18 protein-coding genes are annotated in these 20,296 nt (G+C 35.4%); 6 read left to right on the top strand and 12 right to left on the bottom strand.

The window, feature by feature from the left end:
* Position 1: 1 nt before the first annotated feature.
* The gene (locus QNH29_RS11645) at positions 2 to 2,245 is read right to left on the bottom strand and encodes a histidine kinase dimerization/phospho-acceptor domain-containing protein (RefSeq protein WP_283864926.1); all 2,244 of its coding nucleotides are present in this window, start codon (positions 2,243 to 2,245) and stop codon (positions 2 to 4) included.
* On the bottom strand, positions 2,223 to 2,915 hold the full coding sequence (locus QNH29_RS11640; RefSeq protein ID WP_283864925.1) for a response regulator transcription factor: 693 nt from the start codon (positions 2,913 to 2,915) through the stop codon (positions 2,223 to 2,225). Before QNH29_RS11640 ends, QNH29_RS11645 begins: the two co-directional genes overlap by 23 nt.
* A 236-nt stretch (positions 2,916 to 3,151) precedes the next feature.
* Here QNH29_RS11640 and QNH29_RS11635 point away from each other — a divergent pair, with 236 nt between their 5' ends.
* Positions 3,152 to 4,000, top strand: a complete 849-nt coding sequence (locus tag QNH29_RS11635; RefSeq protein WP_283865611.1) for an AraC family transcriptional regulator — start codon at positions 3,152 to 3,154, stop codon at positions 3,998 to 4,000.
* A 46-nt stretch (positions 4,001 to 4,046) separates the two neighbouring features.
* On the opposite strand, the gene QNH29_RS11630 is transcribed toward QNH29_RS11635, so the two are convergent.
* The 4 genes from QNH29_RS11630 to QNH29_RS11615 all read right to left on the bottom strand — a co-directional run bounded on the left by QNH29_RS11630 (position 4,047) and on the right by QNH29_RS11615 (position 8,908).
* Positions 4,047 to 5,813, bottom strand: a complete 1,767-nt coding sequence (locus QNH29_RS11630) for an ABC transporter ATP-binding protein (protein WP_283864924.1) — start codon at positions 5,811 to 5,813, stop codon at positions 4,047 to 4,049.
* 23 nt (positions 5,814 to 5,836) lie between these two features.
* Positions 5,837 to 7,624 carry an ABC transporter ATP-binding protein gene (locus QNH29_RS11625; RefSeq protein ID WP_283864923.1) on the bottom strand — a complete coding sequence of 596 codons (1,788 nt, stop codon included), beginning with the start codon at positions 7,622 to 7,624 and terminating at the stop codon, positions 5,837 to 5,839.
* A gap of 316 nt (positions 7,625 to 7,940) precedes the next feature.
* Positions 7,941 to 8,570 (bottom strand): hypothetical protein, encoded by a 630-nt coding sequence (locus tag QNH29_RS11620; RefSeq protein WP_283864922.1) that lies wholly within the window; start codon positions 8,568 to 8,570, stop codon positions 7,941 to 7,943.
* A gap of 203 nt (positions 8,571 to 8,773) precedes the next feature.
* Positions 8,774 to 8,908, bottom strand: a complete 135-nt coding sequence (locus QNH29_RS11615; RefSeq protein ID WP_283864921.1) for a hypothetical protein — start codon at positions 8,906 to 8,908, stop codon at positions 8,774 to 8,776.
* 379 nt (positions 8,909 to 9,287) lie between these two features.
* Here QNH29_RS11615 and QNH29_RS11610 point away from each other — a divergent pair, with 379 nt between their 5' ends.
* Entirely contained in the window at positions 9,288 to 9,986 is a 699-nt protein-coding gene (locus QNH29_RS11610) for a hypothetical protein (RefSeq protein WP_283864920.1), read from the top strand.
* 253 nt (positions 9,987 to 10,239) lie between these two features.
* Here QNH29_RS11610 and QNH29_RS11605 read toward each other — a convergent pair whose 3' ends face one another.
* Positions 10,240 to 11,463 carry an ATP-binding protein gene (locus QNH29_RS11605; RefSeq protein WP_283865610.1) on the bottom strand — a complete coding sequence of 408 codons (1,224 nt, stop codon included), beginning with the start codon at positions 11,461 to 11,463 and terminating at the stop codon, positions 10,240 to 10,242.
* A 241-nt stretch (positions 11,464 to 11,704) separates the two neighbouring features.
* Here QNH29_RS11605 and QNH29_RS11600 point away from each other — a divergent pair, with 241 nt between their 5' ends.
* From QNH29_RS11600 to QNH29_RS11590, 3 genes are read left to right on the top strand one after another with little or no spacing between them, the layout of a single operon-like run.
* Complete coding sequence (locus tag QNH29_RS11600) at positions 11,705 to 13,195, top strand: spore germination protein (RefSeq protein ID WP_283864919.1); 1,491 nt, start codon at positions 11,705 to 11,707, stop codon at positions 13,193 to 13,195.
* A gap of 9 nt (positions 13,196 to 13,204) precedes the next feature.
* Positions 13,205 to 14,377: a Ger(x)C family spore germination protein gene (locus QNH29_RS11595; RefSeq protein WP_283864918.1), complete on the top strand. Its 1,173-nt coding sequence runs from the start codon at positions 13,205 to 13,207 to the stop codon at positions 14,375 to 14,377.
* Positions 14,378 to 14,397: 20 nt separating this feature from the next.
* Positions 14,398 to 15,498, top strand: a complete 1,101-nt coding sequence (locus QNH29_RS11590; RefSeq protein ID WP_283864917.1) for a GerAB/ArcD/ProY family transporter — start codon at positions 14,398 to 14,400, stop codon at positions 15,496 to 15,498.
* A 13-nt stretch (positions 15,499 to 15,511) separates the two neighbouring features.
* On the opposite strand, the gene QNH29_RS30410 is transcribed toward QNH29_RS11590, so the two are convergent.
* Entirely contained in the window at positions 15,512 to 15,724 is a 213-nt protein-coding gene (locus QNH29_RS30410) for a YczF family membrane protein (RefSeq protein ID WP_481858826.1), read from the bottom strand.
* A 288-nt stretch (positions 15,725 to 16,012) separates the two neighbouring features.
* Here QNH29_RS30410 and QNH29_RS11585 point away from each other — a divergent pair, with 288 nt between their 5' ends.
* On the top strand, positions 16,013 to 18,025 hold the full coding sequence (locus QNH29_RS11585; protein WP_283864916.1) for an alpha-galactosidase: 2,013 nt from the start codon (positions 16,013 to 16,015) through the stop codon (positions 18,023 to 18,025).
* Between the two features lie 83 nt (positions 18,026 to 18,108).
* Here QNH29_RS11585 and QNH29_RS11580 read toward each other — a convergent pair whose 3' ends face one another.
* The 4 genes from QNH29_RS11580 to QNH29_RS11565 form a co-directional block, all read right to left on the bottom strand.
* The gene (locus QNH29_RS11580) at positions 18,109 to 18,687 is read right to left on the bottom strand and encodes a uracil-DNA glycosylase (RefSeq protein ID WP_283864915.1); all 579 of its coding nucleotides are present in this window, start codon (positions 18,685 to 18,687) and stop codon (positions 18,109 to 18,111) included.
* A 42-nt stretch (positions 18,688 to 18,729) separates the two neighbouring features.
* A complete protein-coding gene (locus QNH29_RS11575; protein ID WP_283864914.1) occupies positions 18,730 to 19,017 on the bottom strand; it encodes a hypothetical protein in 288 nt (95 codons plus the stop codon).
* Between the two features lie 55 nt (positions 19,018 to 19,072).
* The gene (locus QNH29_RS11570) at positions 19,073 to 19,219 is read right to left on the bottom strand and encodes a hypothetical protein (RefSeq protein WP_283864913.1); all 147 of its coding nucleotides are present in this window, start codon (positions 19,217 to 19,219) and stop codon (positions 19,073 to 19,075) included.
* Positions 19,220 to 19,295: 76 nt separating this feature from the next.
* Positions 19,296 to 20,198: a LysR family transcriptional regulator gene (locus tag QNH29_RS11565; protein ID WP_283864912.1), complete on the bottom strand. Its 903-nt coding sequence runs from the start codon at positions 20,196 to 20,198 to the stop codon at positions 19,296 to 19,298.
* Positions 20,199 to 20,296 lie beyond the last annotated feature (98 nt).

Raw genomic sequence — 20,296 nt, 5'->3', positions numbered from 1 at the left:
ATTATTGATCTAAAAGACTGAGAATAACCGTCACTTTAAACAAGTCTCCATCTACATCAATTTCTAAAGTACCTCCATGTAAATCAATGATCGACTTAGCAATAGCTAAACCTAACCCAGACCCATCCGTATGCCGTGATTCATCCCCACGTTTAAACCGTTCAAATAATTCATCGATATTCTCACTTAACTCATACTTAGAAACATTTTTAAAAGTAATCATCACTTGATGATTTTCATCTTTGATTATAATATACGCTCTTGAATGTTCTAATGAATATTTGGTGATGTTTCCAATTATATTATCAAATACCCGCCAAAGCTTTTGGCCATCAACAAATGCATAAATAGGATGCTCGGGATTTGATACCCTAAATTGAACGTGAGACTCTTCCATTGTTTCATTGTACTCAGCCAGTGATTGTTGAAGCAATTGGACGATGTCAACCTTAGCTTTTGTCAGCTCAATCGCTCCACTGGCCATTTTTGAGACTTCAAATAGATCATCAATTAAAACTTTTAACCGCTTTGACTTACGATCAATAATTTCAATATACGCATTTCGTTCATCCTCTGATAATTGAGGATTTTTCAAGAGATCCGAATACGTAATAATAGAAGTTAAGGGTGTACGCAAGTCATGACTAACATTTGTGATTAGTTCGGTTTTTAGCCTTTCACTTTTTGCTTGGGCATTTTGAGACGTTTTGACGCCCGATTTCATTTGGTTGATATCTTCTGCAAGCTTGGCAAAAACAGACCCTCCAACAATACTTAAATCGGGTTTAAATTCACCCTTTGCCAATGCTGAAGCATTTGAAAGGATTTGATTAAAATAACCTGTTCGTTTGATAATTAGGATCATAAGCGGCAGCCCGATGATCAAAATGGCTGGAATAAAAAGCGCAATGAAGTCTTCGTCAACAAAAATGAGTGCCGTTAAGATTCCAAACGAAAAAACAATGGTCAAAAGCAGAAAAACCTGGGTTCCCACTCTTCGATTCAGAAAGGCATTACGAAAAGTGTTAACGATAGCACCAAAGAAATTTTTAGTCCTTTTCAGCACACGTCCGATTATCGTTTTACGCCAAACATCCTTTTCAGATGTGATGGTTTTAAGTCTATTAAACAGATAGATGGCTTGTACCATCGTTAACCCAATGACTATGGTTAAAAATCCAAGATTGATGATAATATCATCTGCTGCAATGTTAAAATAGATATAAGATGTATTATCTATTAAAGCCATGGAAGCTATAATAAATATCCCTTGTAAAAATAATGCAGCATCAAACGGAATACTGTTATATTTACTCTGCCATTTACTTGGTGCAAGCTTCCCGATAACAGCCATTCTCTTTCCTAAAATTCCACTTGCAGCTAATGCAAGGATGCCGGCTAACGTATAAATCCAATAAACGATTCTTTGATTATCATAGTTCTGATAATTCTGCATGATCATGTTTGTTAAAGGGGCTTCCTTTGAAACTCCTATCTTTCCTTCATAAAGATCATTGGAGTTATTAGGCGGCAGGTCAACCATATGATACCCAATGACTAATGGATCTTGATTAAAAACAAGATAACCATTTTCTTTTGTTGGATAGCTTGCAATATAGTACATATTTTCTTCATCTATATATTGGTCAACTATTTCGCTATTCTTTGTTGGTAGATTGGAGAATATTTGACCTGTTTCAGTATTTTTTAAATAATAAGCAAATGTCTCTTGGTAATTCTCATACTCCTGGCGATAATTTTCCAGCTCCTTGAAATACGCTTCTATATTTTCTATTTTCTCTTCCATGATACTCTTCTTAATATTTTCATCACTTTCAAAGTTTTTTGTAACCTCATCTATTTTTTGATCACGTTCCTTGACATAGATTTCTGCAATTTTTTCATTTTTATTTGCTCTTGCTTCATCTATTCTAGGTTGATACTGCTGTTCTATGCCCCTGATTTGTTCAGTTAAACTCCCATCGTGGTATCTTTGGTTTTCTATTTCGTTCTTTGATACGGTTACAGCCTCTTTCATTTCTTCCTTTGTTCGGTAAGTAATTTCAAATGCATGAATATACTGTGTAAAAGTATCTAGTTCATGATGAAATTGTGATGTTTTAAAGTAATTACGCTGATAATAATCATTTTCATTAATTAAAGCGGATATTACACCACCGACTCCAAAGGCAAACAATACAAGCCAACCGATGATTTTTATTCTATTTCTCCATTTTGTATCCAATTCCCCACACCACCTTTAAATATCTTGGATTTTTTGGGTCAATTTCGATTTTTTCTCGAATTTTACGAATATGCACTGCTACCGTATTTTCGGCATTGTAGCAAGGTTCATTCCAAACCCGTTCATATATATCAGAGATTGAAAATACACGGCCAGCATTGACCATTAGTAATTCAACAATTTTATATTCAATCGGTGTTAATTTTACGCGTTCCCCGTTTACAGCAACTTCCTTTGCCTCCTGATCAATCGTAAGACCATTTAAATCAATGGTTTTATTTTTTCGATCAAATTGACCCAATGTCACATACCTTCTAAGCTGGGATTTTACTCTTGCAATAAGTTCCAATGGATTAAAAGGTTTTGTTATGTAATCATCCGCGCCAACCTGCAAGCCTAAAATCTTATCCGTATCTTCACTTTTCGCACTTAAAATAATGATGGGAATATTCTTTTGTTCTCGTATTTTAAATGTAGCCGATATCCCATCCATTCTCGGCATCATAACATCCAGCAGAATCAAATGTACCTCTTGTTCATTTATAATTTCTAATGCTTCAATGCCATCTTGTGCCTTAAAAACTATAAGACCTTCATTTCTTAAGTAGATTTCAATCCCATCACGAATTTCTTTATCATCATCTACCACCAGCACAGTATATTGATTCATATAGAAAATACCCCCTTTCCAATTTGTTGCATTACATTTCCTTATCAATGAGTCTAGTATAAGCAATATTTCTTAAGTTTAAAGTAGGAGAAAAATGAAGATTTTCTTAAGATTAACTCTACATACTTCCCTTTAGATTCTATCAAAGTATATAGAACATAGTATATTTTTGTATTTTTAGCGTATAGATATTCTAAAATTAGCAATCTATCTGTAAAGGATGAAGCTCTTTGTTTATGGATCTTGGCAGCCTAACTTCTAAACTAAATGAGTTAACCTTTTCCTTATTGTTAGCAGGTTACAAAACTTGTCCTCCCAATTGGAATAAAAAAGGGAAAAAGCCTCTCTATCATTCCCTATGGTTTATTATGAAAGGAAATGGCGAAATAATAATTAATGGTAAAAAAAATGACCTTTCACCAGGGAAACTTATCGTTTTTACACCTGGGATGATATGCGACAAAAAATCTTCCTCTTCAAATCCTCTAGAGTTTTATTTTATTCGGTTTACTCATGCAGGAGCTTTTGAGAAAAAAGAGCATTGGCATTTCAAACAGCCTCAGGATATATCTTTCCCGTTACATGGAGTTTATCCCATAAAAAACAGCTCTGGGGTTGCCCTAATATTCGATGAAATCAATGCTTTGTCTAAACGCAGAGGTTCAACCATTGCATTTAGACAAAAGATTTTATTTCAAGAACTATTACTAACGTTGATACAGGACTTTCATGCACAAACGGTTTCTAAGGACACGAGACAAGTGATTGAGGAAACGATTGATTATATCGGCCACCATTATCATCAGGCTATAACCTTAACAGACTTAGCAAAGTTGGCAGGCTTAAGTAAAAGTCACTATTCGAGACTTTTCAAAAAGAATACTGGCTACAGTCCAATTGAATATTTAACCCACTTACGAATTGACCGGGCAAAAGAGCTTCTTGCTCATTCTGATATAAGGGTCAAAGAGGTTAGTCAAAATGTCGGATACGAGGATGAACTCTATTTCAGTCGTATTTTCAAAAAGATAGTTGGCGTCTCTCCTACTCAATTCAGTGATGAACAAAAATTGTTAGACCAATAGAAAAAGGATGGTTCAGGTTCCTGACCATCCTTTTTACATTTCCAACTTAAAGTGTTACTTTTAAAGGTTTCCCTTTACTCTGATTCTGGCATAACTGATAGTACACCGATTGGTTGTTTAGCAGCTGTTGGTGATCTCCCATTTCTACAATTCTGCCTTTATCTAAGACAATAATTCTATCTGCATGCTGAATAGTGGAAAGTCGATGTGCGATGATAATGGTGGTTCGATTTTTGGACATTTCTCTTAAGGCTTCTTGAACGGCTTGTTCTGTTTCTGTATCAATATTGGCTGTCGCTTCATCAAGAATAAGAACATCGGTATCCGCAATCATGGCTCTTAGAAAGGAAAGCAGCTGTTTTTGTCCCGCGGACAATACGGTTCCTTCCTCTCCCAGCACCGTGTTATATCCTTGAGGCAGCATTCTAAAGAAAGAATCAATATTTACAGCCTTTGCGGCTTTTATAATTTCTTCATTACTAACTTGGGTATGATTCAAGCGAATATTGTCAAAGACAGTCCCTGAAAAGACAAACGCGTCTTGTTGAATGATTCCGATATGCCTTCGAAGGTCGTTTAAAGCAACGTCTTTTATGTTAATTCCATCAAGGCTAATTGTCCCCTTTTGATTATCATAAAACCGATTTATGAGTTGGATAATCGAGCTTTTGCCGGCTCCTGTTGCACCGACAACACCTACTGTTTCTCCTTGATTGATTCTAAAATGTACATCCTTCAATACCCATTCTTCATTCTTGTAAGCAAACCAAACATGGTTAAATACAATGTCTCCCTTTACTGAATCCGGAAGTTCCTTAGCGTGGACAGGATTTACGATTGTTGGTTTTGATTCTAAGGTTTCAAAAATCCGTTCAGCTGACGCAAGCGCAGCTTGAATTTGATTAAACCTGTCAGCTAATCCTCTAAGTGGTTCAAAAAACTGCCTGACATAATGAGTAAATGCATATACGGTACCAAAGGTAATACTTCCATCTACTACACTTCTTCCTCCATACCAAACTAAAAGTGCAAGCGAAATATTCCCAAATAATCCAATAGAGGGATTAAAAATAGAATTGATTACCGTTTGACGCATTCCAGCCCGATAATGCTCCTCATTTAATTCATTAAAACGTTCCAGCTGTTTTCTTTCGCGCGCGAATAGTTGGATAACACTCATACCGGAGAGATTTTCAGCTAGATAGGAAAGAAGCGATGAAAGAAGCGTCCTTAGCTTCCTCTGTGTATCACGTAATACCCTTTTAAAATAAAAGGTGACGATGGCTATGACTGGTATGACTAAAAAGCAAATCAGGGTTAGTTTTACACTCATATATAACATTAGGGCGATGATTCCAATCAGAATCAACAATTCTTTTACTAAGTTCACAATAACTTGAGAGTATAGTTGGTTAAGAGATTCAACATCATGGGTGATTCTAGTAACTAACCTGCCAATTGGATTTTTCCTAAAAAAATCCATCTGCATTAAAGATAATTGCTTAAAAATGGCTTGGCGGAAATCATATATTACATACTGCCCTGTAAATTGAAGGGTATTATTTTGGAAATAGGTACAAATAGAAGAAACCATGATCAATAAGAAATAGATAATGCCCAAGAACATCAACCCTTGATAATCGTTCATCTTGATGTAAGAGTCGATTGCCACTTTAATAATAAATGGCTGAGCTAAACTGGCTATTACAATAAAGCCTGTCAGCAGTAATGAAAAAAAGAGGAGTTTTCGATAGGGTCTTGCGAACATCAACATACCTTTTAACAATTGACGGTCACCTATTGCGGGTTGCATTCCTTTTTTTATCCTTCGTATCATTATCTCCTCCTTTTCTTTATGAGTATCTTTCTTCCATTAAATATGGGACTGGTAAATTCCGTGGTTTGCTGAGTAAACATTTTTTTGTAAATTCCATCTTGTTTTAAAAGAGATTGATGTGTGCCCCTTTCGACGATCTCCCCTTTATCTAAAACAATAATTTGATCTGCCTCCTGTATCGTAGAAATTCGGTGGCTAATAATGATGGAAGTTCTACTTTTCATTTGTGTTCTCAGTGTGTTTAAGATATTGGTTTCCGTTTTAGAATCCACTGCCGATAGGCTGTCATCTAAAATGAGGATAGGAGAAGGTTTTATCAATGCTCTTGCGATACTGACACGCTGTCGTTGTCCACCTGATAAAGAAAGTCCCCTTTCTCCTAATTCAGTGTCAAATTTATCAGGAAGATCCATAATATCTTCATAAACGTGGGCTTGCTTTGCTGCCTGTAATACCTGTTCTTCTTGGTAGGGATTTGGGTCAAAGGCTATGTTCTCTTTTATGGATGTGGAAAATAAAAAATTGTCTTGTGGGACGTATGCAACCGATTCCCGCAGAGTTTTTAATGGAACATCTCGGATATCATGGTCATCGATAAAAATTGAATTTTTTGGAGGATTGTATAAACGTAAGAGCAGATTGACTAAGGTTGATTTTCCGCTTCCTACTTTTCCCACAATGGCTAGACTAGTTCCTTTGGGGATGGAAACGTTGATATTCTTTAATACACTCTCTTTACCCCTTTGGTACTTGAAAGATAAACTCCTGAGACTAATATTACCTTGAATAGCGGTTATAGGCGTAATCCCTGCTTCATCTAGAATAGTAGGTTCCGTGGTTAAAACCTCACGAATTCGATTATCTGCTGCTTTACCCTGCTGGAGGAGATTTATGACCTTTCCTATGTTTTCAATTGGGGCAATCAACAAAGATAAATAGGTATTAAAAGCAACAAAATCGCCAAGAGAAATGGTACTCTTCATCACTAAAATCGAGCCAAATACGATGGAAATTAAATAACTTAATCCGACAATTCCCTGACTTAATGAGGAGAACAGCGAATTTGCACGGATTAACTGTTTATTGACCTCGACATTGTCCTTATTATCGTTAGTAAATTTCTTCCGTTCTTCTTCCTCTTGGGTATAGGTTTTGATAACACTAATCCCCGAACAAAATTCTTGAACTCGGCTTGTCAATGTCCCAATTGCTTCTTGTACTTTTAAGGAATGCGTTTGAATCTTTGACCGGAAACAATAGGCAATATACGTTAATCCTGGTAAAGGTAATAAGACCAGTAACGTTAAATAGAAATGTATCGTACTAGCCATCATAAATACAGAGATTGAAATAAGCACGGCAGCTTCAACCATCTGAAAATATCCCTGCATAACGATCTGCCTCATGATATTGACATCGTTTACGGCATGAGCCATCAAATTCCCAATTCGCTGGTTTTGATAATATTCAGTCTGCAGCCTCTCCCAATGTGAAAACAATGCACTCCGTAAGTCCCTCTCTAGGATTCTTGACATTTTGAATATATAAATGCGGCCACTCGACCGAAATAGAAAAGCACCGAGTCCGACACTAACAAACCATAAAGACAACTCCCATAAATCAGAAACATGAATGGATTCATTTTGAAGCCCATCTGTGAACGATTTTAATAAAACGGGGACAAATAATTGCAACACAAGGGAGACAGTTAAAAGGATTGTACCCAGCAGAAAACTCCATTTATGTAGAACAAAATGCTCCTTAAAGATTGGTTTTTTACTCATCATACCCCCTCCTTCATAAAGGAATATGCTTAGAATAACTCACCCTTCATCCAATCACAATGGATTTCCCCATCATCTTTCATGGATTATTATGCTGTATTAAGGTATCTAAGAATCAAATAACATCCAAAAAAAAAAAAAACTACCTGTCTCTCAATATGAGAAACAAGTAGAGCTAAAATAAAAAATGTTACTTTTAAAGCCTATTAATCAAAAACACTGTCTACTAGTGAAGGCAAAGCTGCTTTTTTGTGCGATATAGGATATTTATTAACAAAGAAGCGCTCATCCATCTAAGAATGTGTATTCCCTATTTACATTATTTAATTGGAGCAACAAGTGCACGCACGCTATCTTCAAATAGATGGGCAATATTTTGATGAGTTTGTCTAGCTTGTTTTAAATAATTGTCTGTGACAGCTTCCCAAGCATTCCCTGCTTTATTTGTATATTCAATGAATGCTTCGCTATTTTGTACAAAAAGCATCTCAGTTCTTTCAATTAAATCTAAGGCTGAGCTAATTGGAGTTAAATTAAGCTCTTCTAATTTACTAGTTGCTTCACTTACATGACTTTTAAAAGATTCGGTCACTTCATGAGTAGATTCATTTGTATTAAGAATGTTGTTTTGGAATAACCCTTTACTCAAATCGCCATTTAATTTTGTTGCTTGATTAAAAAGACCTAGTAAAGTTTTGCTGTATACTCCATTGAACTTCGTTGTTTCTTTTATAGCGTTTAAGTAAAGTTCTTGGCTTTGTTCTCTATAATCTCTTGTACGAGATACTGCAACTTCAATTTGATCCCAAAACGTTTCAATAAATGAATCCGTAACATAGCTTGGTTCATTTTGCTTTTCTACTTTTGGAACCTCTACTTTCGGTACCTCAACTTTATTAACTTCCTTTTTTAGGACTTCTTCTTTTTGATGCATCACATTTTGTACCATCTTCGTTCCTCCTCATTTACTTTTTAAATTTCTCTATTTTATCCTCACTATGAACGGAGGTATGTAGAGCTCAAGAAAACTAGAATACCTTTTATAAAATTGATAGATCATAGATTGGTAAAGCTCGAGTTGTCTGGCATAACTCTTTAAGTACGCTTCACCAACATAAACAGCAAAATTATCTTTACATTGTCATAATCAAGCTATGATTTATTTTTTGTTTTGGATTCAATAATTCGTACCAGTTCCTCAATAATATCGTTTAACCTCATCATGCTCGTATCTTTCCTAAGAATATTGGATGTTTTATAAATCAAAATTTCTTCTTTCTTACTCACAAAAATGCCTCCATTCTTAAAATAATGAAACTTTTAGCACCAAATGAATAATTTTTACTCTTATGTGTAATTTACATATATAATAACTCATTTTAACCATATATGTAAATTACATATATGGATTTTTTCTCAAATAAGTAATATTAATTTCATTCTAACCTCTACTAATTCTTGTAAATAAACGACAAATACTTTTCATTCTTTGTTTTTCGATAGGACAATTGCTCATAAAAACTCAATTATAGGGGTGATACATCACATTTCATAAGAAAGTGACGATGAAAACTCTTCATACAAAAACAGGTACGCAGGAAATGATGTGGAATTATACATTAACAAGGTAAATAACCTTGTAACTATTCGGAAAGGTTGTGAGTTTATGAGACTTCTGGATGTACAGCCTAAGAAAAACTTTAGCTACATCTTCGTTCAATTTCCAGGAATGAAAATGAATGTCCCTACGCTCTCCAACATTGAGGGAAAGGTGGTGAATGAAGATGTTGCTTTATGTGTCCAATTAAATAGCAAAGAAAAGGTTAATAGTTTATACCTTGTACGTACACAGAGTATAAAACCGTTTGACTTTTCTGACGAAGAAATTGGTGCAAAAGCATTTTTTCGCGTCATCAAGAAAAAAGAAACCTCTCCTAACTCACACACCATGGAATCTGAAGATTTCGTCACGTCTATTACAAATGATGTATCCGTTGTGCAAAAGAAAACAGCTACAGGATATGACTTCGTCTTAATCTTAAATAACCGTGAAATTGGAATAATTGCTTCGATTGAAGAAGAAGTATTACAAACAGAAATGGTACCATCGACACTTCATGAGGAGTCGAAAGAGAGTGTTTTCGTTAACACTGGTAAGAAGAAAAATATGATTTTCTTTGGAAGGAGGGCCAAAAAGAGGATAATCTTTGGAGGCCATGTCTTTCAAGATACTGAAGTTATAGATCCAATCCGAATGCTTGTTGAGGGCGTTAAAAGAAAAGTTATGGTATTCTCTCCTGCCGCATTAGATTTTATCGGTCCAGGTGATCGGAACCACCCCATCTTAAGTATGAGGGGAGGATAAATTGCTTTCCAGAAAAGGAATAGACAATTTCATACTAGAAAAATAATCGAAACGAAGGATTAAAAGGATAATCCTTCTCGATTAAATAGATATAAAAATAATAGGGAAAGGATCAATCGCAGGCTAAGACTTATCAATAAAGAGAATGAAGCAATTCATTAAAATAAAAAGACTTAACCATGGGGTTAAGTCTTTTCATTTATTGTTTCATCCCTATTACATCTGCAATTTCACCCTTATCCTATATTAATAATTAAGCAGGAATAGAAATGATAAACATAGTTCCTTTCCCTTTTTCACTCTGTACTTCAATTTTTCCATTTATTTTATTGATTGTACTATAAACCATTAGCATGCCAAGACCAGTTCCTTCATTCTTTGTAGAATAATACGGTCTTCCTAATTGAAGCACTTCTTTCTTCGTCATTCCTACCCCAGTATCTTTAATTTTAATTATGATATCATTCTTGTGGTCGGTTACATTGATAGAAAGGACTCCACCTTTTTCTATCATCGATTCAATTCCATTTTTATATAAATTCATAAAGCATTGCTGCATCTGGTTTTTATCATATTGAATCATTAATGTGTTAGTAAACTGATATTGGATCTCAACCTGGTGCATATTAGCAAATGGAGTAATGATGTTTTTAACATATTCTGTTTCCTCTTTAAGATTAGAAACAATCATATTTTCACTTTGAGGCTTAGCAAATGCCAGAAAGTCGCTTACAATTCCTTCAGCACGTTTTAATTCTACTAATGAGAAATCGATATACTTTTTCTCTTCTTGCGTAATGTTTTGAGATTTATTAAGAAGCTGCAGAAATCCATTTGTAACTGTAAGCGGATTTCTAATTTCATGAGCAACACTAGCTGACAATTCACTGATTATATTGTATCTTTCCGACCGTTGAGTAGATTCACGCTTCTTGATATTAGCAAGTATTTGCTCTATTAAAATCATAATAATGAACATAACAACAGCATGAGTCGTTAACGCATGGAACGTTAATGTCCAGAATTCCTTATTCAAATCCGGCATTAATGTACCAAGAATTGTTAGATATAGGAGCATAGTCAGAATAGCGGCCACTACGGCAGTCCAGATTCGTTTCTTGGTACTTTGGTTCAAAAACCATTTATGTAAGAGTGGGACTATAATAAAAATAACAGATGCAAACAATAACGAATGTATCGTACCTTCCCCGCCAACTAAAAACCGATATGCATTTAAGACAATAAATAGTGGGAAAGAAAACTTGTATCCGCCAAAAAGAGCAATAATTAGCAAAGGAATATAACGTAAATCAAAAATGAACCCGATTTCTAATCGTATAGGAAATGCCATACATAAAACCATCGATATAGATGAAAGAAGTGTAAGAAAATATTGATTATAGCTATGGAACCTACTTTCAAAGAAAATTAGAAAAGTTAAAACCGGAAATAGTAGAAAAAGGAAATTTAAAAGCAATGATTCTAGCAAAGTGAAACTCCTTCCATAAGAGTTGTAACAAAGAATTACGTATAAAATAATATTTTACTACACCATGTTGGATTTTAATACATACCTCTATGTCTTTTAATAACTTTACTCTACATTATTTGACTCCTCTAGCTTACATTCTTTAGCCTCAAAAATAATTAATCATAATATAGTTATTACTGGAAAAAATAATATTAATTAGGAATTTTTTTCGAAAGGAGGATTGGAAATGACTGAAAATAATAAAAATCAAAGAATTCCACTTAGCGAGAACGCAGAGGAAAACATCAGAAAACTGAAAATGGCACTCGGTAATAGCGACGATCTATCCATTAGAAAACTTCAAGTTTCCACTAAAAACGTAGTCATTATCCATATTGAAGGTATCGTGGATGATCAAAGCATTACGGAGAATGTTATTAGCCCAATTATTCAACTTAATAGAGATACTTATTCCTTTAAATCTACAGAGAAATTAGCAGATAAAATAGTGCAGATTATATCTGTAACTTCTATCGAATTTATATTCAATTGGTCAGAGCTTTTAGAAAGTATTTTAGCTGGAGATACCGTTATACTTCTCGATGAGTCCTCAAAAGCAATAAAAGTAGGTACCAGAAAGTTTAAATCGCGTTCGATTACGGAACCAACTACCCAAACTGTTATTAAAGGGCCGAAGGATAGCTTTACAGAGAATCTGAGTACAAACATATCATTAATCCGGTCTAGAATCCAAAATGCTAAGTTAAGGCTTAAAACAACAAAAGTAGGCAGTGTAACAAAAACAGACGTAGGAATTATGTACATGGAGGGAATCGCCGATCACGGCACTGTCATGGAAGCAATGTCACGGATAAAATCGATTAAGATAGACTCGGTACTTGAAGCCAATTACATTGAAGAAGCAGTTCGAGACAACAGAAAGACACTCTTCCCTCTTATGCAAAGTTCCGAAAGACCTGATGTTGTGACTGCGAATTTATTAGAAGGCAAAATTGCTATTATAATCCAAGGAACACCCTTTGTCATAATTTTACCGGTATTACTCATTCAGTTTTTTCAATCACCTGAAGATTACTATGAAAATAATGTTTTTAGCTCATTTTTGAGATTAATTCGAATTGGCTCTTTCCTTTTAAATATGTATGCCTCCGCCGTTTATTTAGCTTTAATAACGCATCATCAAGGATTAATCCCTACTACATTAATGGTCACGTTAATGGCACAGAGAGAACGGGTTCCTTTTCCAGCGATTATTGAATTATTGATTATGGAACTTGCATTTGAAGTTTTGAGGGAGGCTGGAGTTCGAATGCCTCGAGCAATTGGTCCAGCTGTTTCCATTGTTGGCGCACTCATATTAGGTCAAGCTGCAGTTGAAGCAGGTTTTGTTTCAGCAGCCATTGTGATTATTGTAGCTACCTCAGCCATAAATAGCTTTACTCTTCCGAATACAAATATTGTCAATACTGCCAGAGGCTTGCGGTTTTTGTTAATTTTATCTTCGGCTTTTATCGGATTTTACGGCATTTTATTACTTACTTTATGTATATTAGTACATCTTTGTAGTTTACGTTCTTTTGGTGTCCCTTATTTTGCTCCGTTAGCCCCCTTCAAAATAGGTGCTCTGAAAGATAGCTTAATTCGGTTTCCGATTACTTCCTTAAATATGAATTCTTCAAAGGGTACTATGAAACGAAAACAAAATGAATTCGAGTAGGAGTCAAAAATGAGAAAACTCGTTACTTTGCTGCTCATCATCCTGTTAATCCCGGGCTGTTCTAATTACAGGGAGTTAAACCAATTAGGTCTTGTCATAGCTGTGGGGATAGATGTCTCTCAAGATATTGAAAATGGATATCGGGTTACGTTCCAAGTGATTAATCCAAGTCAATTATCCCCGATTGGAACTCCTACCGGGATACCAGTTTCTAACTATACGGCAGAATCAAAGACAGTATTAGATGCCTATCGAAGAGCCTCTAGTATTATTCCTAGAGAGAACGACGTTTCACATTTATCGCTGGTCGTCATTAGTGAAAAGTTGGCACGGAAAGGAACAAATTTAATATTCGATTTATTTGAAAGAGGAAAACAAGCAAAGTCCACTTTTCCTGTTTTTATTGCAAGAGGAACATCAGCAGAAAATGTACTCGGGGTGGTGGAACCACTTGAATCAAATCCAACAAAAAGTGTAAAAAGTACAAGCGAAAACGATCAAAAATTTTATGGTATCGCGAAAACAATGAATTTACATGAAGTCATTGCTACTCTTACAAGTGAAGGTAAAGACCTCCTATTACCAGGGATTAAACTAAATAAAAAACTTAAATCCAAAAACCAAACGAACAATTTAAATGATATCAAACCATCAGTTATCGAAATTAGTGGTTTGGCGCTATTTAAAAAAGATAAATTGGTAAAATGGTATGATGGAGAAATGGCTCGTAACGCCAATTTAATTTTATCAGAAATAGAGAGTACATCATTTCCTATACCCTGTGGAAAAGAGTATATTACACTTATTTCCAAAAGAAGTAAAGGGTCAATTAAAACCCTTTTAAGGCCTGTTCCCACTTTACAAGTCAACATCGCAATAAACACAGAAATATCTGAAATAAATTGCAATAAAGATATAACAGACACAAAAGTGTTAACAAAAATTGAGACGGATTTAGAAAAAGAAATTAGAAGACAAGTACAGCGAACCATTCAGATTTCACAGAGTACAGGATCAGATGTGTTTGGATTTGGATCTACACTATCAAAAGAAAATCCTCGTTATTGGAAAAAACACAAAAAAGAGTGGAACACCATTTTCAGCAAGGCAAAAGTGGAGGTTAACGTAAAAGGTTCTATAAATGATTCAGGCCTTGTAACGGATCCCTATGAACCTAATTAATAGTAAAGAGGTATACAGATATGGCTAATGTGAAAATTGATGGATTTCAACTTTTCTGCTTAATCGTCCTTTTTTTGTTTGGGACCACCATTTTTTTAGATATTGGCAGCGGAGCCAAACAAGATGCTTGGATTCTTACCCTTATCTCACCTTTTTCTGGATTAATTTTACTCACGATATACTATCATCTTCATAAGAGATATCCTACTCTTCCCCTTACAGAATATATAAGGAAAATTTGGGGTAAGTTCCTAGGAAGTATCTTTAGTTATTTTTATATTATTTATTTTATTTATATAGCGTCAAGAGTTTTACGAGATATTGAAGAAATACTCATTAATTCTGCTTATTACAGAACTTCTATTACGGTTGTTGGTATTTGTATGATGTTTACCTTAATCTACACGGTAAATTTCGGGTTTGAAGTATTTGCAAGGGGAGCATGTATTTGCTTTTTATTGATTGGTTTTACTTTATTAATGATTAATATTATGTTTATCATAACCGATCTTATCCATCTCGAAAATCTAAAACCAATCCTTGCAGATGGATGGAAACCAATTATTAAAGCGCTCCCGTTAAATGTAACCGTTCCTTATGGGGAATTAATTACACTCTCAATGATCTTCCCCTATATAAATAAACAAACAAAAATATTGAAGACTGGGATGATGGCAGTACTATTTGCAGGAATTTATTTTACCTTAAATATTCTTTTATTAATTTGTGTACTAGGAACTGACGTCTTATCAAGATCATCTTTTCCCACACTTAAAGCAGCCAGCTTTATAGATATTGCAGGATTTATTCAACGGTTAGATTCTTTTGTCATCATTTTAGTTGTGTTCTTAGGGTTCATTAAAATAACCATGTTTTTCTTTTGTGCAGTCATTGGAATTAGCACTTTGTTTAAAATAAAATCAAGTGCACTCTCCAACTATTTGGTAGGAGGATTGATATTAATATCTTCCATAATAATAGCACCTAGTTACCAAAATCACTTAGATGAAGGACTAAAAGTCGTACCGTACTTGCTTCATATTCCATTACAAATTATCATCCCCCTTTTATTACTGCTCACTGTTTTAATCAAGGGGAAAATAAAAAATGGGATGAATTAAAACTTTTAAGAAGTTATTTTTTTCTTCGGATTTTATCTAGAATTAACAGACCCAAAATGATGAAACAAATCAAAATTAGAAAATAATCTTCTCCCTTTGCTACTCTTAATAATTTACTGATACTAAGCCAGGCTTCGTACACATCATGACCTTGTATAATGTCTATAAGAACAATTAGAGAGATTGTACTTATAAATATAAAAATTAGAAATCCTGCTGAAAGCACAACGTTCACCCACAAGTCCTTTTAATATCATTCAACTAGTATCCTTACTATAATGAACAAGTTTTTTTATTCATAACCATATCAATCATTTGTATAAAGATCCCCAACCAAAGCAATGTTTTGTATCCACATACAAAACATTGCTTTTTTATATTCAGTTACAAGTGCTATTCGTTACCCTTAACCTCCTGGTTCAACCTGAGAAATTGTTGGAACATATTGTTCATTAAAATATTGAGTTTTCTATATTAATATAGTACTTATATACATCTTTTTGAGGAGGATTTTATGCTTAAGAAAATAATGGCAACTTTTGTCTCCTGCTCATTTATACTGTCCGGTATTTTTTCCGTTTCTACTTTCGCTCCAATCGAAGCAAGCGCTTCTTCCTATAATGAACTGGCAGAACGTCCTTTTATGGGATGGAGCAGCTGGAGTTCGATTCGAAAAAAACCGACTGAGGATAAGATTAAAGCAGCAGCAGATGTTTTGGCAGCAAGATTTAAGTCGCACGGCTATCAATATGTGAATCTTGATGATTATTATATGCTCGATTGGCGGACTACCGTTGATGAATATGGCAGGTGGGCGGTTGATCCTAAGAAATTCCCCAATGGGATGAAGGCCCTTGGAGACTATATCCACAGCAAGGGATTGAAGTTTGGTTTTTACGTTACGCTTGGTATTCCAAAAGCAGCGGTAGATCAAAACACACCAATTGAAGGAACACCGTACCATGCAAAGGATATTGTGGACTTTAGTAAAGGGGAAAAGAAGAATTTTAACTTTGAGAAAATGTATGCCATCGATTTTTCAAAGCCAGGTGCACAGGAGTTTATTGATTCATGGGCAAAACTTTTTGCATCGTATGGCATCGATTACCTTAAAATTGATGGTGTTCGAAATCAGGATATAGCCGATGTTGAAGCATGGGCAAAGGCACTCGAGAAAACAGGCAGACCCATATATGTGGAATTGTCGAATAACCTCGATATTAAACATATTTCTACCTGGAAACAATTATCCAATGGCTGGCGTACAGACCATGATGTAGAGGCTTACGGGACACCCTACCATGCATCATGGAAAAAGGTGACGAGGAGATTTGATGATGTCGCTGAGTGGCAGCCTCATGCAGGTCCTGGCGGCTGGAATGATTTAGATTCACTGAATGTGGCAAATGGCACCAAGGATGGTTTAACAAATGACGAGAAAATTTCTTATGTTTCTCTATGGGCCATTGCCGCATCTCAGTTTGTGATTGGAAATGACCTAACAAAGCTGGATGATTTCGGGGTCAGTTTATTAACAAATGATGAGATTCTAGGTGTCAATCAAAGTGGTGTTGCTGGGAAGCGTCTATATAAAAAGGACGACGCTCAGGTATTTTACCAAAGCCTTCCGGACGGTTCCTTTAATGTAGCTCTATTTAATTTAGGCTCGTCTACACATGATGTTAGTGTTAAATGGGCAGATTTGGGAATTGAGGAATCTGCAATCGTGCGTGATTTGTGGAGTCATCAAGATTTAGGAAGTAAGACAAAGGGGTTCACTACTGAGCTATCCATCCATGCTTCACGTATGATCAAAGTAGTGCCAGCTTCAGCGCTTACTGTCTCTCCTGAAAGTGGAGCAACTGGAGTGAACCCTTCCAAGGTCACATTAAATTGGGAGGCTGTTTCCGGGGCAGACAGTTATCATGTAGAGGTGGCGACAGATCCAAGGTTAAAAAATATTGTTGTTGATCAAACCGTCTCTAAACCCACTGTAGATATAAAGAACCTAGATAAAGATACCCGATATTTTTGGAAAGTTTCCTCATTATCAGGAGAAACCGAAAAACAGATTGGAATTTATTCCTTTCATACTGAATTAACGAAAGTTCCAAGCAAGCCAGACTGGGTGTTGGCGGACAGGAAAAATAATCATTCTGTTTCACTCAGTTGGAATCCAACATTTGGAGCAGAATCCTATACGGTCTTTCGGAAAGAGATTAATATCCTTGGTTTAAGCAGCGACTACAAAGCAATTGCTACAGATCTATCAGATCCACACTATATGGATAATAGCGCTAAACTGAAGAGTGGCGTCACGTATGCTTATAAAATTACTGCAGTTAACAAAATAGGTGAAAGTAAAAAATCGATGGAAGGACATTCAGATGATCATTCCTCCGTAAGAATGACGGCTCTTCTAATCGTTTCATTTACCTTAGCCTCAGTAGCCGTAATATTTATGATTGCTAGATTCAGAACAAATTCTACTAAACAAGCAGAACGCACAAATAAGCTTGTTTCATAGACCCGATTAAATCGAAATGTAAATTTTTAATATGTGGGCATCCTTTGTTCGAACGAAGGGTGCCCCATTTTTTACTAATACCACTAATCCGTTAATGTATGATAGCCCTCTGCAACAAACTCCCAATCACGTAAAAAATATGCCCATAAGTTGGGACGGCGTCTCACAGCCAATGGATGGTACGCAACAGTGGTTTGATAACCTTGAACATTGTGCCAAGTTCCCCGTAAAGTTTTTACATCACCTTCTGAGTTTCGAAAAAAGGAATGTACTGCCACATTCCCTAAACATAGAATCAGTTTGGGCTTTTTTTGTAGAATTTGTTGTTCCAAATGAATCATAAAGGTTTGTCGAACCTCATCCTTGTTATAAGCACGTACTGGTCTTCTTTTAAGGATATAAGTTACGTACAAGTCGTCTTTTTTCAAGCCTGCTTCACCTGCAGCTTGCTGTAGTGTTTGTCTTGTACCGCAAACAACTGAATTCCCTTCACGATCTTCCCTGGCTCCAGGATTATCCAGGATAACCATGATCGGCGCGTCCGGATTTCCTTCTCCCCATACCATACGCGATCCGTGCTGATAAAGACCGCATTCACGGCAATTCTCAAAGTCTGCTGGGGTCGGATCCTCAGGCCATAGTTCAGCACAAAATGTAGACATACCTTTCATCTCCTGGAACTTGTTTTTCATTTAACATGTTTCTTATTCTTTCCAATAATCAATCACGTACTCAACTTGTTTTTTATCTACCATATTTACTGCGTAATACACGATATCTTTATATTTCATTTCTCGTATAGGATTTTTTCTAACATTGTGCAAATCTCTCATAACTGCTATATCTGGGAGGGTAAATGCCACTAAAATAATCGCCTTATTTCGATTAATCCTCCAAGTACCTCTCGAACCTAAAACTAGAGGTATGGGTTTTTTACATTTCTGAAGGTAATTGTAAACCCACTCTTGTTCGCTTAGATTTTTATTAACCATTCAATCCTCACCTAATTTTGTGAAAAAAAACAGCCAATATTAATTGGCTGCTTCCTTAACGATCAAGTCCTTTTTTAGTCTTACCACCATTATCATTTGGTGAATCACCAGTGCCATTTTTGCTTTTACTATTAGGTGTTCCATAAACTTGATTATCCGCTGTAACTTTTGCTCCTGTTTTAAAATCATCCTTAGTTTTCATTCTGTCATCTCCTTTAGTAAATCAGTTATATTATCTATTGTGTGTAAAGGAAATATACGAAGAATTATTAATTATATTATGAACAAACAGTATCTTTATTAGATTCAGCAGTCGTTTTTAAAACAAGTTCAATAAATGCTTCTACGGCCGGGGATAACCACTTTTTCTTTTTGACCAGCATATGGGAGTAAATAGGTTCGAATTTTTCATTGTGTCGTAAGAGTTTTAGCTTTCCACTTTCTACTTCTTCTTTGACCGTAATGTAAGGTAATACCGCAAATCCAATTCCACTCATAACAATCTTTTTGATAGCCTCTATACTCCATAACTCCATGGTTTGAAAGTTGTATATATCATGTCTTAAGAGGTATTTTTCAAACATGGTCCTATAACTGCATCCTTCTTCATTCGTGATAAAAAAATAATTAGCGTTATTTACTTTATATTGATCAAAATGCTCTGGACCATGCGTACTACTTACGAGGACTATTTTCTCCTCAAATAGTGAATAATGGACGCATTTTTCTTGTTTGAGTTCTGGATAGACCATGAAGGCAACATCTACCCTGCCACTGATTAAATCAATTTGGTTTTGCCCGCAAGTACCGTTACTAAGTATTAGTTTGACCTGAGGATATTTTAAGGAGTATTCCCTAATAATTGGACCTATTCTAGATATCGTCAATGACTCTGGTGCAGCCACTTTTAGTACTCCCTTAATCTCCTGGGTGCTTTTCATGTTCTTTATCTGTTCATGAGTGGCAAGTAAGTCTTCGGCTAAAGGTATAAGTTCCCTGCCTATATAGGTAAGCTGTAATTTCCTTTTTATATACGTAAACAGCTCTCCGCCAATTTCTTGTTCGAGCGCCTGTATATGAGACGTAATCGTGGACTGCGTATACCCTAACTTCGACGCAGCCCCTGTATAACTGCCGATTTCTACGATCGTCATAAATGTAAGTAAATGTCTAATTTCCATCTAGTTTCTCCCTTTGTTGAAGGTATTATCGAAAACAATGATAATAAAAATAATAATTTCAATTTTATTTATAGTTACAATCATCATACAATAAAGGC

The organism is Neobacillus sp. DY30 (genome assembly GCF_030123065.1).
Classification (GTDB): domain Bacteria; phylum Bacillota; class Bacilli; order Bacillales; family Cytobacillaceae; genus Neobacillus.
The sequence above is the reverse complement of the archived record's forward strand: the minus strand, read 5'-3'. Positions and strand labels throughout refer to the sequence as shown.

Bases quoted from the DNA above. Each gene is read 5' to 3' on its own strand.
- QNH29_RS11640 (WP_283864925.1), bottom strand. From the start codon at position 2,915: ATGAATCAATATACTGTGCTGGTGGTAGATGATGATAAAGAAATTCGT.
- QNH29_RS11635 (WP_283865611.1), top strand. From the start codon at position 3,152: ATGGATCTTGGCAGCCTAACTTCTAAACTAAATGAGTTAACCTTTTCC.
- QNH29_RS11630 (WP_283864924.1), bottom strand. From the start codon at position 5,813: ATGCAACCCGCAATAGGTGACCGTCAATTGTTAAAAGGTATGTTGATG.
- QNH29_RS11625 (WP_283864923.1), bottom strand. From the start codon at position 7,624: ATGATGAGTAAAAAACCAATCTTTAAGGAGCATTTTGTTCTACATAAA.
- QNH29_RS11620 (WP_283864922.1), bottom strand. From the start codon at position 8,570: ATGGTACAAAATGTGATGCATCAAAAAGAAGAAGTCCTAAAAAAGGAA.
- QNH29_RS11610 (WP_283864920.1), top strand. From the start codon at position 9,288: ATGAGACTTCTGGATGTACAGCCTAAGAAAAACTTTAGCTACATCTTC.
- QNH29_RS11600 (WP_283864919.1), top strand. From the start codon at position 11,705: ATGACTGAAAATAATAAAAATCAAAGAATTCCACTTAGCGAGAACGCA.
- QNH29_RS11595 (WP_283864918.1), top strand. From the start codon at position 13,205: ATGAGAAAACTCGTTACTTTGCTGCTCATCATCCTGTTAATCCCGGGC.
- QNH29_RS11590 (WP_283864917.1), top strand. From the start codon at position 14,398: ATGGCTAATGTGAAAATTGATGGATTTCAACTTTTCTGCTTAATCGTC.
- QNH29_RS11585 (WP_283864916.1), top strand. From the start codon at position 16,013: ATGCTTAAGAAAATAATGGCAACTTTTGTCTCCTGCTCATTTATACTG.
- QNH29_RS11580 (WP_283864915.1), bottom strand. From the start codon at position 18,687: ATGTCTACATTTTGTGCTGAACTATGGCCTGAGGATCCGACCCCAGCA.
- QNH29_RS11575 (WP_283864914.1), bottom strand. From the start codon at position 19,017: ATGGTTAATAAAAATCTAAGCGAACAAGAGTGGGTTTACAATTACCTT.
- QNH29_RS11570 (WP_283864913.1), bottom strand. From the start codon at position 19,219: ATGAAAACTAAGGATGATTTTAAAACAGGAGCAAAAGTTACAGCGGAT.
- QNH29_RS11565 (WP_283864912.1), bottom strand. From the start codon at position 20,198: ATGGAAATTAGACATTTACTTACATTTATGACGATCGTAGAAATCGGC.